The sequence below is a fragment of the Staphylococcus felis genome (assembly GCF_003012915.1).
Classification (GTDB): Bacteria; Bacillota; Bacilli; order Staphylococcales; family Staphylococcaceae; genus Staphylococcus; species Staphylococcus felis.
In genome coordinates, this window is the sequence record NZ_CP027770.1 from 165,158 (window position 1) to 179,943 (window position 14,786).

The 14,786-nt window shown below is 33.1% G+C and carries 13 protein-coding genes and 1 CRISPR repeat array; of the genes, 2 read left to right on the top strand and 11 right to left on the bottom strand.

Features of this window, described 5'->3' with window-relative positions:
• Nucleotides 1–18: 18 nt before the first annotated feature.
• The 4 genes from C7J90_RS00845 to C7J90_RS00860 all read right to left on the bottom strand — a co-directional run bounded on the left by C7J90_RS00845 (nt 19) and on the right by C7J90_RS00860 (nt 3,594).
• The gene (locus tag C7J90_RS00845; protein ID WP_103209234.1) at nt 19–261 is read right to left on the bottom strand and encodes a DUF2273 domain-containing protein; all 243 of its coding nucleotides are present in this window, start codon (nt 259–261) and stop codon (nt 19–21) included.
• Between the two features lie 12 nt (nt 262–273).
• Nucleotides 274–819, bottom strand: a complete 546-nt coding sequence (amaP, locus tag C7J90_RS00850; RefSeq protein WP_103209236.1) for an alkaline shock response membrane anchor protein AmaP — start codon at nt 817–819, stop codon at nt 274–276.
• A gap of 209 nt (nt 820–1,028) precedes the next feature.
• A complete protein-coding gene (locus C7J90_RS00855) occupies nt 1,029–2,531 on the bottom strand; it encodes a BCCT family transporter (RefSeq protein ID WP_103209237.1) in 1,503 nt (500 codons plus the stop codon).
• 58 nt (nt 2,532–2,589) lie between these two features.
• The gene (locus C7J90_RS00860; protein WP_103209239.1) at nt 2,590–3,594 is read right to left on the bottom strand and encodes a zinc-binding alcohol dehydrogenase family protein; all 1,005 of its coding nucleotides are present in this window, start codon (nt 3,592–3,594) and stop codon (nt 2,590–2,592) included.
• 172 nt (nt 3,595–3,766) lie between these two features.
• Nucleotides 3,767–6,029: a CRISPR direct-repeat array (repeat unit 36 nt; unit sequence GTTTTACTTCTTTCTAAATAATCATAGTTCTAAAAC).
• A 488-nt stretch (nt 6,030–6,517) separates the two neighbouring features.
• On the opposite strand from C7J90_RS00860, the gene C7J90_RS00870 reads away from it, so the two are divergent.
• Nucleotides 6,518–7,662, top strand: a protein-coding gene (locus C7J90_RS00870) for an IS3 family transposase (RefSeq protein WP_103209691.1) whose coding sequence is annotated in 2 segments (ribosomal slippage) — nt 6,518–6,764 and nt 6,764–7,662 — 1,146 coding nt in all. Because the reading frame shifts where the segments join, the coding sequence is not laid out codon by codon here.
• On the opposite strand, the gene C7J90_RS00875 is transcribed toward C7J90_RS00870, so the two are convergent.
• Genes C7J90_RS00875 through cas1 form a run of 3 tightly spaced genes read right to left on the bottom strand, consistent with a single transcriptional unit; the run spans nt 7,635 to nt 8,974 of the window.
• Nucleotides 7,635–8,225 (bottom strand): hypothetical protein, encoded by a 591-nt coding sequence (locus C7J90_RS00875; protein WP_106465074.1) that lies wholly within the window; start codon nt 8,223–8,225, stop codon nt 7,635–7,637. The two genes, C7J90_RS00870 and C7J90_RS00875, sit on opposite strands and share 28 nt — an antisense overlap.
• Nucleotides 8,222–8,515, bottom strand: coding sequence for a CRISPR-associated endonuclease Cas2 (gene cas2, locus C7J90_RS00880; RefSeq protein WP_103210814.1), 294 nt, complete (start codon nt 8,513–8,515; stop codon nt 8,222–8,224). Before cas2 ends, C7J90_RS00875 begins: the two co-directional genes overlap by 4 nt.
• Before the next feature lie 39 nt (nt 8,516–8,554).
• On the bottom strand, nt 8,555–8,974 hold the full coding sequence (cas1, locus tag C7J90_RS00885) for a type II CRISPR-associated endonuclease Cas1 (protein ID WP_106465071.1): 420 nt from the start codon (nt 8,972–8,974) through the stop codon (nt 8,555–8,557).
• Between the two features lie 68 nt (nt 8,975–9,042).
• Between cas1 and C7J90_RS00890 the strand changes: the two genes are divergently transcribed.
• A protein-coding gene (locus tag C7J90_RS00890) for an IS3 family transposase (RefSeq protein ID WP_103209691.1) occupies nt 9,043–10,187 on the top strand; the annotation gives its coding sequence in 2 pieces (ribosomal slippage) (nt 9,043–9,289 and nt 9,289–10,187; 1,146 coding nt in all).
• A gap of 477 nt (nt 10,188–10,664) precedes the next feature.
• On the opposite strand, the gene whiA is transcribed toward C7J90_RS00890, so the two are convergent.
• The 4 genes from whiA to trxB form a co-directional block, all read right to left on the bottom strand.
• Nucleotides 10,665–11,609, bottom strand: coding sequence for a DNA-binding protein WhiA (gene whiA / locus C7J90_RS00895; RefSeq protein WP_103210583.1), 945 nt, complete (start codon nt 11,607–11,609; stop codon nt 10,665–10,667).
• A 25-nt stretch (nt 11,610–11,634) separates the two neighbouring features.
• A complete protein-coding gene (locus C7J90_RS00900) occupies nt 11,635–12,627 on the bottom strand; it encodes a gluconeogenesis factor YvcK family protein (protein ID WP_103210584.1) in 993 nt (330 codons plus the stop codon).
• Nucleotides 12,624–13,538 carry an RNase adapter RapZ gene (gene rapZ, locus C7J90_RS00905; protein WP_103210696.1) on the bottom strand — a complete coding sequence of 305 codons (915 nt, stop codon included), beginning with the start codon at nt 13,536–13,538 and terminating at the stop codon, nt 12,624–12,626. The genes C7J90_RS00900 and rapZ overlap by 4 nt, the downstream gene beginning before the upstream one ends.
• 303 nt (nt 13,539–13,841) lie before the next feature.
• Nucleotides 13,842–14,783 (bottom strand): thioredoxin-disulfide reductase, encoded by a 942-nt coding sequence (gene trxB / locus C7J90_RS00910; protein WP_103210586.1) that lies wholly within the window; start codon nt 14,781–14,783, stop codon nt 13,842–13,844.
• Nucleotides 14,784–14,786: the final 3 nt, after the last annotated feature.

Consider the following 14,786-nt stretch of genomic DNA (forward strand, 5'->3'; position numbering starts at 1 on the left):
AATATATTTTCAAATCTGTCAACTCAATCGATTTAGAAAATTTAAAAAATCTTGTGTACGGTCTTTAATATACCCTACACCAATGCCGATTAAACATAATACGATAATTAAAATGGTTTTCCAAAAGCCAAGTGTTAAAAACAAAATTGCAATAATCAAGAAAAAGAAGAAGCCGATGATACGCCATTTATAGTTATTGAACTTAACTGCAAATTGTTCAACAGCATCTTGACTAGTTTGATTATGTTCATGATTAGCCATAAGACCCCTCCTTTACACAACGCGTGGTGCATTTGGATTTTTTTTCTGATCGCGTACATTAATTTCAAGCTTTCTTACTGGTAGTTCAGCAAAACGTTCGACACTTTCTTTAATATCGGCACGTACTTGTTCATTTAATGTTTGGATATTTGTCGTACTCGTTGGTACTAGATAATCCGCTTTTACATCAATAAAACTATTGTTTTTCTTGTTATATAATTTAGAAACAACATTAGGCTGACGAATATCGTCATATTTTTTGATCGTATCATATACAGTATTTTCGATGGATTTACGAGATACATATATATGACCATCACTATACACTTTGTACAGTCCCGGCTTACGATGGGTCGGTTTAAATGTACTAAAAAATAAAATCAAGCCAATTAAGATTAAAAAAGCAGCTAATCCAATTAACAGTGGTTCAAACCAATTGAATTGATAAAAGTAATCTTGATATTGTGTTATAGGCTTATAATCTATGTACATGAATAATAAGAAGCCCACAATTACAACAATCAATAAGCCTAAAATAAAATTCTTAAGTCTTTTCATCTTTTCTGTCACCTCACATTCTACGTTACACTTAAAAATACCCAATCTTATCAAATAAAAACATATCAAAGATTATTTTTCTGTATGACAACAATATTTTTGTATTGTGCCAAATTGATAAAAAAAGATGAGACATCATAGATATAGGCTTATCTCACTTATGACCTAGTGCGTTTTAAACCTCAATCTTTATATCTCATCCTCATGTATTATGAATCTTTTTTAAGACGTGGTCTTTCAACCGCGAGTGCTTTGAATAACGACCATACCATCAATATAATCACAAAAGAAAATGGTAACGCCGCTATAATCAGCAAGTTTTGGATAGCTTGTGTCCCACCAGTGAGCAACATAATTAATGCAAATAATGCAAGCATTATGCCCCAGCTCACCTTAACTATACTTTTTGGGAAATGATCACCTTTTGTACTCAACATCCCAAGTACATATGTTGCTGAATCAGCAGAAGTGACAAAAAATATCATGACCACAATCAATGTTAATATACTAATAACGTAGCCAAGTGGGAAGTGAGACAACATCGCAAATGTCGCTGTTTCTGTTGCTTCATGCGCGATGTCTGCAATACCATTCGCTTGTAGATAAATTGCTGACGCACCAAATACCGCAAAAAAGATAAAGCATACAAATGCTGGGACAAATAATACACCCACAATAAACTCTTTAATCGTACGTCCTTTTGAAACACGCGCAATAAATATTCCTACAAATGGCGCCCAAGAGATCCACCACGCCCAGTAGAAAACTGTCCAACTTTTCATCCAATTCAACTTTTCATCATTGTCAATCGGCATACGTAAACTCATATCAAAAAAGTTTGCGATATAGTTACCGAGACCATTCGTAAATGTATTTAAAATATATAATGTTGGTCCTACGATAAATACAGTCACTAACACGATAAATGCAATCAACATATTGAGATTACTTAAAATCTTAATTCCTTTACTAATACCTGACCATGTCGACCACGTAAAAAGAATCGTCGCAACAACGATAATCACAACTTGTGTCGTAAAGTTAGATGGCATATTGAATAAAAAATTCAAACCTTCGCCAATTTGGAGTGCCCCAAATCCTAACGTTGCAGCAACACCTGTCACCGTCGCAATAATCGCCAGAATATCAAGCACGTAACCAAACGTCCCAGCCATACGCTTATACCCAAACAAAGGTGTCAACGTCGCACTGACTAAACCAGGATAACCTTTATGATAGTTAAAATAAGCAAACACGAGAGCGACTATCCCATATACCGCCCACGCATGTATACCCCAATGAAAAAAAGCAAATTGAAAACTATCATTAATCGCTTCTTGCGTCCCCAATGGATGGATAGGGGCTGACTTAAAAGCGTGCGAAATGGGTTCAGCTGTTGTCCAAAAAACTAAGCCAATCCCCATCCCAGCACTAAATAACATCGCAAACCAAGATTTTAAAGAAAATTCCGGTTCTTCTCCTTCTTTACCTAGCGTAATCTGACTATATCTTGAAAATAATAAGTAAAGACACACTAAAAAGAGCGCCAAAACTAAAAGTAAATAATACCAACTAAAATATTTGGAAATCCACGCCGTCACCTTCTGCGTCATATTTTCCATATCATTAGGGAAAAGTGCGCCACTTAATACAAAAACGGTACACAATATTAAAGAAACCCAAAAAACGGCACCTACTCGGCTTGTTTTCATAAATTAAAACACCTCTGTATTTGTTTTCCTTCTTTTTCCCTAAATCCTGATCACTAACCTAAAATTTTATGACTAACTTACCAACGTGCGATTGATGCTCCATCTTTTCATGTGCTCGATATACATTCTCAGTTGTTAAGCCTTCTAAGACCTCTGTTAGCGTCGCTTGATACGTGCCATCCTGTAATTTTAAAGCCAAATCATCAAGATACTTTTGATAATATTGCGTTTCAATCTCATAAGTCAATCGTGTAAACATAGATTCGTGCGTTAATGTCACACTTTTTTGTTTCAACGCATTTAAATCTTGTTTTTCTTTAAATGTCACAAGTGTCATAATATGTCCGCGTGGCTTAATCAAATCGATCATCACATCGTAATACATATCTGTATCATACGTACAGAAAATATAATCTGGTTGCGGTAAGTGTTGTGCATCAAATTGTGAAACTAAATCTTCACGATGATTTAACACTATATCAGCTCCCATTTTTCGAGACCACGTCATCGTTTCATCTCTAGAAGCTGTCGTTATGACTTGTAACCCATACGCTTTCGCAATTTGCGTTGCGATGGATCCCACACCGCCTGCACCATTAATAATGAGCAATGTCTTACCTTTATTTTGCTCTGGATTTTCTGAAATACCAAAAACATCAAATAGCGTCTCATATGCTGTAAACGCCGTTAAAGGTAAACTAGCACCTTCTTCAAATGTCAATTGTTCAGGTAAATGCGTCATATACGCTTCATCTAATACTTGATAAGTTTGATTCGACCCTTCCCATTTAGGTGCACCGACAAACATCACACAATCCCCTACTTTAAAACGTGTCACATCTTCACCTACTGCTTCAACAACACCTGCCCCTTCATATCCTAATACACGTGCTTCAGTCTGAAGTGGTGTTTGACGCGTCTTTGTATCAATCGGATTCACACCTGATGCATGAACAGCTATTCCTACTTCATGAGCATTCACTATTGGTTTTTCACGTGTCACTTTTTCAAATAAATTCCCATCTGACAATTTAAAAGCGTGTTTTGCAATAATAGACTTCATCGAACTTCCCCTTTCTTAATAAAATAAAACAATCTTCTCTAAAAAATATTTGACTATATCATTTCATTATATCAATGAAAAGAAAAGACATGTATCATTAAGATTTCTCGATTATTGATTATCAATTGGTCATTCCAGTATTATCATTATATCTAAAAATTCAGAAAAAAATGGTATACTTCATTCTAAATAAACATAGTTCTAAAACTGCGTAGCTTCTTGAGTTTTTCTAAATTCGTTTTACTTCTTTCTAAATAATCATAGTTCTAAAATTATTCCTCTTTTCTTAGTCACATGCTTATGTTTTACTTCTTTCTATATAATCGTAGTTCTAAAACATACTCGACAATTTCATAATTTGCAGAGTTGTTTTACTTCTTTCTAAATAATCATAGCTCTAAAACAACACTTTCCACATTAGCCCAATTTTATCGTTTTACTTCCTTCTAAATAATCATAGCTCTAAAACCCAACTAATTTGTCAGTGATAGGGTCGTCAGTTTTACTGCTTTCTAAATAATCATAGTTCTAAAACGGAAGACCAGTTGAGCAAGAAGTAGTTAAGTTTTACTTCTTTCTAAATAATCATAGTTCTAAAACTTTTCGTCATAAGCTGTACGTGTAATATCGTTTTACTTCTTTCTAAATAATCGTAGTTCTAAAACAAACGTTCTAAAATGAATCGACACGTACTGTTTTACTTCTTTCTAAATAATCGTAGTTCTAAAACTAAGTGGCGCATCAAACAAAACTGGCTCATGTTTTACTTCCTTCTAAATAATCATAGCTCTAAAACGTAATTCGAGAATAAGTATCGAATAAAAATGTTTTACTTCTTTCTAAATAATCGTGGTTCTAAAACACGATCTAACTCTTTTAATTCGTAAGGTAGTTTTACTTCTTTCTAAATAATCGTAGTTCTAAAACGCGCCCATTTTAAGATGCAATTTGCATATGTTTTACTTCCTTCTAAATAACCATAGTTCTAAAACAAGGCGGTGCATTAGAAGGAAAAACAAAAAGTTTTACTTCTTTCTAAATAATCATAGTTCTAAAACTTGTCATAAGTTGACCTAACCAAAAATCAGTTTTACTTCTTTCTAAATAATCATAGTTCTAAAACCGTACCCTTTTTTTGTGTTACATGTTTATGTTTTACTTCTTTCTAAATAATCATAGTTCTAAAACATGTACTCACCAGGTTTTTCAAATTCAACGGTTTTACTTCTTTCTAAATAATCATAGTTCTAAAACTCACCTAATTTCTTTTTGTAATCTTCAATGTTTTACTTCTTTCTAAATAATCATAGCTCTAAAACTTAACTAACGTGATACATGTTTCTTCTAAGTTTTACTTCTTTCTAAATAATCATAGTTCTAAAATTATTCCTCTTTTCTTAGTCACATACTTATGTTTTACTTCTTTCTATATAATCACAGTTCTAGAACAAAGTTTCAGATTTATCTTTTATGAAACGTGTTTTACTTCCTTCTAAATAATCATAGTTCTAAAACTTAAACTTCTAGTTTGTTTAACTTCGACACGTTTTACTTCCTTCTAAATAATCATAGTTCTAAAACTTTATAATACAGCGGTTGCATTAGCACCTGTGTTTTACTTCCTTCTAAATAATCATAGTTCTAAAACTTTACACACCTCACTTATTAAAAAACAACGGTTTTACTTCCTTCTAAATAATCATAGTTCTAAAACATGTTCCGGGTGGTCTGGGTTGGTATCAACGTTTTACTTCCTTCTAAATAATCATAGTTCTAAAACACAACAGTAGTAAAGAATTAATACAAAATAGTTTTACTTCCTTCTAAATAATCATAGTTCTAAAACCTCAATCAACTCTGGTAACGTCATTTCTTGTTTTACTTCTTTCTAAATAATCATAGTTCTAAAACATCATATCAGTTATAACAGCTTTTAGCGAAGTTTTACTTCTTTCTAAATAATCATAGTTCTAAAACCTGTGACGACCATTTAAACAAGGGCATAAGTTTTACTTCTTTCTAAATAATCATAGTTCTAAAACTCAACTTCTGCAGGCATAAATTCAGCTGTAGTTTTACTTCTTTCTAAATAATCATAGTTCTAAAACGACGTAGCCGTTGTATTCGAACGTACAAATGTTTTACTTCCTTCTAAATAATCATAGCTCTAAAACAATAACCCTATACTTTTAATAAGCGCGTATGTTTTACTTCCTTCTAAATAATCATAGTTCTAAAACATTCAACATCTTCAGCAATTAGTCCGGCATGTTTTACTTCTTTTTAAATAATCATAGCTCTAAAACCCGCTAATGTTGTAGTGCATTCCACATTGTTTTACTTCCTTCTAAATAATCATAGTTCTAAAATTATTCCTCTTTTCTTAGTCACATGCTTATGTTTTACTTCTTTCTATATAATCGCGGTTCTAAAACAATTCAAAAATACACACTATAGTTTTTACCATTTTTGAGGTTTTAGCTTTTTAGTTAAGAAGTTAAACATTGAATAAAGCTTGTTGTTTTTAATTTATCATAGTAAATTCAATTATATCTTAATTGTAATCATTAATAAACTCAAAGTATCGTGCTAGTTCTTTTAAATCTGTACCTATGAATTCATGATAAGCAATCATTCTAACCGTTTTGTCATTAATTGTTTCTTGTGGCATAAGAATTTCTAGATCTTCCCTTATATCTTTGATTGAGTGACACTCTTTATTGCTTTTGCATAAATAAACATTTTCTTCCTCAATGATAATAGATGGATGATTTGTAATTATAATGGTTGTGAGTTGATAACTTTTAATCAATTGTAGAAATCTTTGAATATCTTTGAGCCCCAAAAATGTGAATCGTCTACACTTAGTTGGACAAATTCTATGAGAATAGATATTGTTAAATTAAGAAAGTAGGCGATTTTTATGACAAGAGAAAGAAGAACTTTTAGTCCTGAATTTAAATTACAAATGGTAAAGCTTTATGAAAATGGTAAGCCTAGAAATGAAATTGCTCGTGAATATGATTTAACACCTTCGGCGTTAGGGAAATGGATTAAGCAACATCAAAATACTGGTTCATTTAACCATCAAGATAACTTAACTAATGAAGAAAAAGAACTAAGAAAATTACGTAAAGAAAATCAACAATTGAAAATGGAAAATGATATTTTAAAGCAAGCAGCGCTGATCATGGGACGAAAATAGATGTCATTCGAAAGAATGCCAATAAATATTCAGTATCAGCAATGTGCAAAGTCCTGCAAATCTCTAGAAGTAGTTACTATTACGAAATTAACAAATCACCCAACGTTGAAAAAGATGATCGAGATAAGGAAATTAGCGATAAAATTATCGAGATTTTCAATTCTAATCGCAAATGTTTTGGAACAAGAAGGATTAAAAATGAACTTATCAAAAATGGTTTAAATGTCTCAAGACGACGTATAGGACGCATTATGAAAGCAAATAAATTAGTATCTTCTTATACGACATCGAAGTATAAATCATTTCCTTCTCGCTCAAGTGAACGCGAAATCAATAATGAATTAAATCAAAGTTTCAATAGAAAAGAACCATTGGAAGTTCTTGTCAGTGATTTGACATATGTAAAAGTGGCTGGAAAATGGCATTACATATGTTTATTTATTGATCTTTTTAACCGTGAGATTGTTGGGCATAGCGCAGGCTCAAAGAAAGATAGCACGCTTGTATCCAAGGCACTTAGTAGCATTAGACACGATTTAAGAGACGTACAAATGTTTCACACTGACAGAGGAAAAGAGTTTGATAATCACATGATTGATGATGTACTAGATACCTTTGGTATCAAAAGATCTTTAAGCATGAAAGGATGTCCATATGACAACGCAGTAGCTGAAAGTACATTTAAAGCGTTAAAAACTGAATTCATTAAACAGTATGATTTTAAATCTATTAATCACTTAAAACTCGAATTGTTTGATTATGTTAATTGGTATAACAACATTCGACCTCATAGTGCATTAAATTATCTGACGCCGAAAGCGTACAAAGATAGTTTCTATAAAAACTGTCTAGAAATCTGTTGACATACCAATGCTTCTGGGTACAATATAAGTAATACATTTTCTTTATCATCGTCTTTAAGTAAATCGATAAATAATTTCCTTTTGTTAATTTCACTTAAACTTTCTAAATTATGATGAAATTCAAGACCAAAAACCTTTAGCAATCTTTTTAACTTAAATGATGTGTCTTGTATTTCAATCTGATAAAACGGATCTTTTATTTCTAAAGCATACTTAAATGTATTTAGACTTTGTTCAAACTTTTGAAAAACCATATGCGTATGTTCATCATACATTATTTGATCTTCAAACCTTTTGAAAACTTGGTCCTCAATTACTTTTTCTCTTAAAATATTGAGGATCCCACAATTCAAGATAATAGGTTTGAAATTTTTCGCATTAATCGTATCGTAATGATCTGTGATAAAATGTGCAAAATGATGATCCACTAATGGTTTACGGTTAAGATAATTTAAAAAGCTTTCAATAAATGTTTCACAAAGTGACGTATTAGAAAAACTGATTACATGTGTTTGACCTTCATAAATCTCTAAAACTTCTGTGACATCACTAGCTATTTTCATAGTTCAATCATTCTTTCTGAACTTAATCCTACACGTCCTTTAGGTTGTTCTCCTACTAAATAGTTCATATTTGAGAATTGGTTTTCTGTAACTACGAGCGTTTGCACCATACCACTTGATGGGACATGCGCTTTAAGCTTTTCAATTTGATATTTTAAAGTGTTACTATTGAAGATTAATTTACTATAAATTGAGTATTGCATTCTGACGTAACCTTCATGCGTTAAAAATTTAACAAACTGTCGATAGGCGCGTTTCTCAAGTGACGTTTCTACAGGTAAATCGAACATAATGATTAGCCTCAAAAATCTCACCTCATCACACTTCCTTTAATAGGTCCAAGTTGGAATTCGAATCACTTCAATATCTCCACTTGATAAATATTTGAATAAACTGTCTAGATAAATTTCGATAGCATTTACTAAATAGTATTGTTTAGGTCCTATTTTTAATTTTTTATTTAATATATTAAGTATGGCTCTTTTTTCTTTGGTTTCAAACTTTTCTTTAATATTTTTTAAAACATAATAATCAACAAGTGGTCTAAAAATCTCCATAAAGTCGGATGCTAAGTTATACATGTTAAATTCATTTTTATGCTTTATTCCTAATTCAGTTAAGTAGCCTTTGCTCACTATTGTCCTAGCAAGAATTGCTAATAAGACTTGATATCCATAGTCTAGTGCTGCATTTTGTGCATTATCATATCCTCTATGAAAACCTTCTTCTAATATTTTATTAAAGTGAATCGTCTACACTTAGTTGGACAAATTCTATGAGAATAGATATTGTTAAATTAAGAAAGTAGGCGATTTTTATGACAAGAGAAAGAAGAACTTTTAGTCCTGAATTTAAATTACAAATGGTAAAGCTTTATGAAAATGGTAAGCCTAGAAATGAAATTGCTCGTGAATATGATTTAACACCTTCGGCGTTAGGGAAATGGATTAAGCAACATCAAAATACTGGTTCATTTAACCATCAAGATAACTTAACTAATGAAGAAAAAGAACTAAGAAAATTACGTAAAGAAAATCAACAATTGAAAATGGAAAATGATATTTTAAAGCAAGCAGCGCTGATCATGGGACGAAAATAGATGTCATTCGAAAGAATGCCAATAAATATTCAGTATCAGCAATGTGCAAAGTCCTGCAAATCTCTAGAAGTAGTTACTATTACGAAATTAACAAATCACCCAACGTTGAAAAAGATGATCGAGATAAGGAAATTAGCGATAAAATTATCGAGATTTTCAATTCTAATCGCAAATGTTTTGGAACAAGAAGGATTAAAAATGAACTTATCAAAAATGGTTTAAATGTCTCAAGACGACGTATAGGACGCATTATGAAAGCAAATAAATTAGTATCTTCTTATACGACATCGAAGTATAAATCATTTCCTTCTCGCTCAAGTGAACGCGAAATCAATAATGAATTAAATCAAAGTTTCAATAGAAAAGAACCATTGGAAGTTCTTGTCAGTGATTTGACATATGTAAAAGTGGCTGGAAAATGGCATTACATATGTTTATTTATTGATCTTTTTAACCGTGAGATTGTTGGGCATAGCGCAGGCTCAAAGAAAGATAGCACGCTTGTATCCAAGGCACTTAGTAGCATTAGACACGATTTAAGAGACGTACAAATGTTTCACACTGACAGAGGAAAAGAGTTTGATAATCACATGATTGATGATGTACTAGATACCTTTGGTATCAAAAGATCTTTAAGCATGAAAGGATGTCCATATGACAACGCAGTAGCTGAAAGTACATTTAAAGCGTTAAAAACTGAATTCATTAAACAGTATGATTTTAAATCTATTAATCACTTAAAACTCGAATTGTTTGATTATGTTAATTGGTATAACAACATTCGACCTCATAGTGCATTAAATTATCTGACGCCGAAAGCGTACAAAGATAGTTTCTATAAAAACTGTCTAGAAATCTGTTGACATACCAAATGCCTCTTTTAATACAACATAAATCAGTAAAATTGAGTTGGTAAAACATACTTTATAACTTAGGGGTGTAAATAAATATAGCAAATTTGATCGATTCCTAAGCCGAGACTTCTGAGGCATCTTGCCGTAACCGAAAATCCATTTTAAGATTGGGTAGGTTCAATCTTAAAATGAGGTGAGGTGAGGCGTCTAGAAAAGCGAGGCTTTATGGAACAATCAAATAAATGAAATTATTTATATACCAGTCCGATTTACTATAGAACCATTGTTTGGCTCGCATTTCCTAGGGGGATGGGTCGAGCCTTGGTCTCGACGCTCATCCTATTCCCTCAGGCGTCTCGCCAACAATACGACGTGATATACATGTCATTTTACATTAAAATACTTTTAAAAAAAGCCACTTTCGTATCATTGAATGAATCATCTCATTATAAGAAAACTTCGAGATATTTATGTCCCAGCCTTATTTTATAGCTCAAATTGTTCACCATTCTTAATTTTGGTTGCAATTTCATTAAGCTTTCTCAGTCGATGATTAACGCCTGATTTCGAAATGGTGCCTGTACTAACCATTTCCCCTAGTTCTTTTAATGATACATCTTGGTGTTCAATTCTTAACTTAGCCACTTCTCTTAAACGATCCGGCAATTGATCCAAACCTATTTCATCATCAATGATTTGAATATTTTCGACTTGCTTCATCGCAGCACTTACGGTTTTGTTAAGGTTTGCTGTTTCACAATTAACTAGTCGATTGACTGAATTGCGCATGTCCCTTACAATTCTGACATCTTCAAATTTTAATAAAGCTTGATATCCACCAATGAGACTCAAAAATTCCGCAATACGTTCTGCCTCTTTAAGATAGGTGATCCAACCTTTTTTACGCTCTAAATTTTTAGCATTTAGTTCATAACTATTCATCAACTGTGTTAGGCCTTTAGAGTGACTCTCATATAATGAGAAAATCTCTAAATGATACGACGATGTTTCTGGATTATTGACTGATCCACCTGCTAGAAATGCACCACGCAAATAACTCCGTCTCATCTCATCATCTTTGACCATTGATTCGTCAATCGCATGTGTAAAAATACCGTCTTTTAAAATTCCTAACTCATCTAATATTGCCTGAGCTTTTGATTTAATACGACAAATGTAAATATTATTCTTTTTCAATTTCATTTTCTTTCGTACTAATATTTCAACTTCTACGCGAAAAACGTGCTTGATTAATGAATAGATACGTCTTGCTGTTGTTGCATTTTCTGTTTGAATGTTAATGACAAATTGTTGATTAGACAAACTAAGCGCTCCATTCATTCGTATCAATGCACTGAGCTCTGCTTTGGCATTGTCATTATCAATTTCAATTCGCGTTAGCTCGTTTTTCATGTCAGATGCAAAGCTCATGATTCACCGATTCCTTTCTATATATCTATTTTTTGTTTTTCGGATTAAATTGGATAGTACTAACCTCTTGTAATGCAATTTCATATATTAATGTCGCTAACATCTCAGTATCATGACGCACATAATCATCTTGAGAGATAAGTGCAAGATTTTTGCCCGTTACCACTTTAACACCTTCACGACTTAATTCAGCTTCATCACAGTAAACAGGCTTAGCTCCTTTTGCTTGATATCGATTTAAAATCTTTTGATCAAAATCAATTTGATTCGCAATCACAAAATCTAATGATTTATCACCAAGTTGAGAATGAATCGCTTTGACATGATCGGTTACAGTATAATCATCTGTTTCTCCTGGTTGGGTCATAATATTTGAGACATACAACTTTTTAGCCTCGCTTTGAACGATAGCTTGTGCGATACCTTGCACACATAAATTAGAAATAACACTTGTATATAATGAACCTGGTCCCATTACAATTAGGTCTGCTTCAAGTAATGCTTCAAGCGCCTCATCCATAGGCTCAACATTTGGTGGCTCTAAAAAGACCCGTTTTATTTTTTTATTTTTCATCGGAATATTCGATTCACCAGACACAATTTCTCCATCTTCCATTTCAGCATTTAATGATACACTTGAAATAGTAGACGGAATTACACGTCCTTTTATATTTAAAATTCTACTCAATTCTTTTATAGCATGTCCAAAATCATGTGTTATATTTGTCATCGCTGCAATCAATAGGTTTCCTAGCGAATGTCCACTGATTTTGTCTTCATCAAATCGATATTGAAATAACGCTTCAAGAGTAGGTTCAATATCACTTAGAGCTGCTAAAACATTCCGTACATCTCCAGGCGCAGGCATATCCATTTCATCTCGAATCTTCCCTGTACTTCCGCCATCATCAGCAACAGTTACGATAGCTGTAATATCAATCGGGTAACTTTTTAAACCTCTTGCCAAGACAGACAGACCAGTGCCACCGCCTATCAGTACAATTTTGAGTTGTTTCATTTTTTCTCGCCACTTTCAATATGTGCATCGCGATGATGGACATATATATTATAATCGTATGTTTGTTTAAGTTCTTCTGATAAACGTTGTGCTAGTGCAACTGAGCGATGTTGTCCTCCCGTACATCCGATAGCAATCACAAGTTGAGACTTTCCTTCTTTTTTATAACCGGGAATCATAAATAAAAGTAAATCCAACAATTTTTCATAAAATGTATTCGTTTCCTTCCATTTCATGACATACTTATAAACATCTTCATCCATACCTGTCAATGGCCTTAACTCTTCCACATAATAAGGGTTAGGTAAAAATCGCACATCAAATACGAGATCCGCATCGATTTGTATCCCGTGCTTAAACCCAAAACTAGATACATTTATTGTAAATGTTGATTTATTCGCTGTATTAAAATAGGCGTTCACACGTTTTCGCAATGCTTTAGGTGTTAATTCTGTTGTATCTATAGTATAGTTTGCCAAACTACGCACTTCTGATAACAAATTACGTTCTTCATGAATTGCTTCGACTAATGTTAAGTCTGATTGTTCTTGAAGTGGATGTTTACGTCTTGTTTCTTTATATCTTGAAATGAGTTTACTCGTTTTTGCATCTACAAATATTACATCAACTATAACGTCTTTACGGCTCTGTATTGCATCGATTTCACGTACGAGATATCTGAAAAATTCACGTCCTCGTAAGTCTATCCCCACTGCGACCTTTTGCATTGATGGGTTGCCTTGTTCCATTAATTCAACAAACTTAGGGAGTAAGATAGGCGGTAAATTATCTACACAAAAATATCCTAAATCTTCCAAACTTTGAATCACTAATGATTTTCCGGCACCAGAAAGACCTGTCACAATAAGGAGTTCACTTTTTACGATTTCATTTTTTTCTTCATGTTGCATGTTTATCACCATCCAATATATTCTCTTTTAGTGTACATGAAAACCGTCTCAAGTAGTAGACTCGTATTCCATATTTTATAATTTTAACTTTTGTTCATTTTATCGTTAACACGAAAAGAAATCTATGCATAAAAAAAGAGTGGTTGAGAAATCTTCGGTCGTAAAAATTTCGTCACACCACACTACAAAGGACTTCGAGATCAGGAAGAACGTCTTTTGTTACATATATACTGAATCCAATTTTTTCTCCCATTGATTCAATAATTGCTGACCTCAAATGCCCTTATCATTATTTCTAGATGTTTACTCTGTTTGATCTTTAAGTGCTTCAATATATTCTTGAACACTTTGTGCTGCAATACTACCATCACTTGTCGCTGTGACAATTTGACGTAATCCTTTTTCACGTACATCACCAGCGACATAAATCCCTTTGACTGCAGTACTCATATCAGGGTTAGCGACGATATAGCCTGCTTCATTCGTAATGCCTAAATCTTTAAATGGTTCAGTTAATGGCTTCATACCGATATACACAAACAATCCATCTGCATCTACTGTTTGTTCTGTACCGTCTTCAGTTGATACTAACGTAAGTGAACCTACTTTACCATCTTTTTCATTGACTGATTTAAGTGTATGATTCCAAATAAAGTCAATTTTGTCATTTTTAAAGGCACGATCTTGCAGGATTTTTTGTGCACGTAGTTTATCGCGTCGGTGCACAATTGTGACTTTATCAGCAAACTTAGTCAAGAACGTTCCTTCTTCAACTGCTGAGTCGCCGCCACCTACAACATATACATTTTTGTTTTTGAAAAAGGCACCGTCACAAACTGCACAGTAGCTTACCCCACGGCCACCAAGGGCTTCTTCACCAGGAACTCCGATTTTTTTATACTCTGCACCTGTTGCAATGATTACTGCTGTCGCTTCAATTTGACTTGTTCCTAAGTCAATTAATTTGTAGTCTCCTTTATCTTCAATACCTTTGATATCACCATATTTATATTCCGCACCGAACTTTTTAGCGTGATCAAACATTTTGTTCGACAAATCTGGTCCAGAAATCATTTCAAACCCTGGAAAATTTTCGACCTCTTCAGTATTTGCCATTTGACCACCTGGCATCCCTCGCTCAATCATAACTGTATTCAAGTTAGCTCGAGAAGCGTATACAGAAGCCGTCATACCAGCCGGTCCTGCACCGATAATTGCAACATCATATCTTACATTTTCTGACATGAA

Bases quoted from the DNA above. Each gene is read 5' to 3' on its own strand.
- C7J90_RS00845 (WP_103209234.1), bottom strand. From the start codon at position 261: ATGGCTAATCATGAACATAATCAAACTAGTCAAGATGCTGTTGAACAA.
- amaP (WP_103209236.1), bottom strand. From the start codon at position 819: ATGAAAAGACTTAAGAATTTTATTTTAGGCTTATTGATTGTTGTAATT.
- C7J90_RS00855 (WP_103209237.1), bottom strand. From the start codon at position 2,531: ATGAAAACAAGCCGAGTAGGTGCCGTTTTTTGGGTTTCTTTAATATTG.
- C7J90_RS00860 (WP_103209239.1), bottom strand. From the start codon at position 3,594: ATGAAGTCTATTATTGCAAAACACGCTTTTAAATTGTCAGATGGGAAT.
- C7J90_RS00875 (WP_106465074.1), bottom strand. From the start codon at position 8,225: ATGAAAATAGCTAGTGATGTCACAGAAGTTTTAGAGATTTATGAAGGT.
- cas2 (WP_103210814.1), bottom strand. From the start codon at position 8,515: ATGTTCGATTTACCTGTAGAAACGTCACTTGAGAAACGCGCCTATCGA.
- whiA (WP_103210583.1), bottom strand. From the start codon at position 11,609: ATGAGCTTTGCATCTGACATGAAAAACGAGCTAACGCGAATTGAAATT.
- C7J90_RS00900 (WP_103210584.1), bottom strand. From the start codon at position 12,627: ATGAAACAACTCAAAATTGTACTGATAGGCGGTGGCACTGGTCTGTCT.
- rapZ (WP_103210696.1), bottom strand. From the start codon at position 13,538: ATGCAACATGAAGAAAAAAATGAAATCGTAAAAAGTGAACTCCTTATT.
- trxB (WP_103210586.1), bottom strand. From the start codon at position 14,783: ATGTCAGAAAATGTAAGATATGATGTTGCAATTATCGGTGCAGGACCG.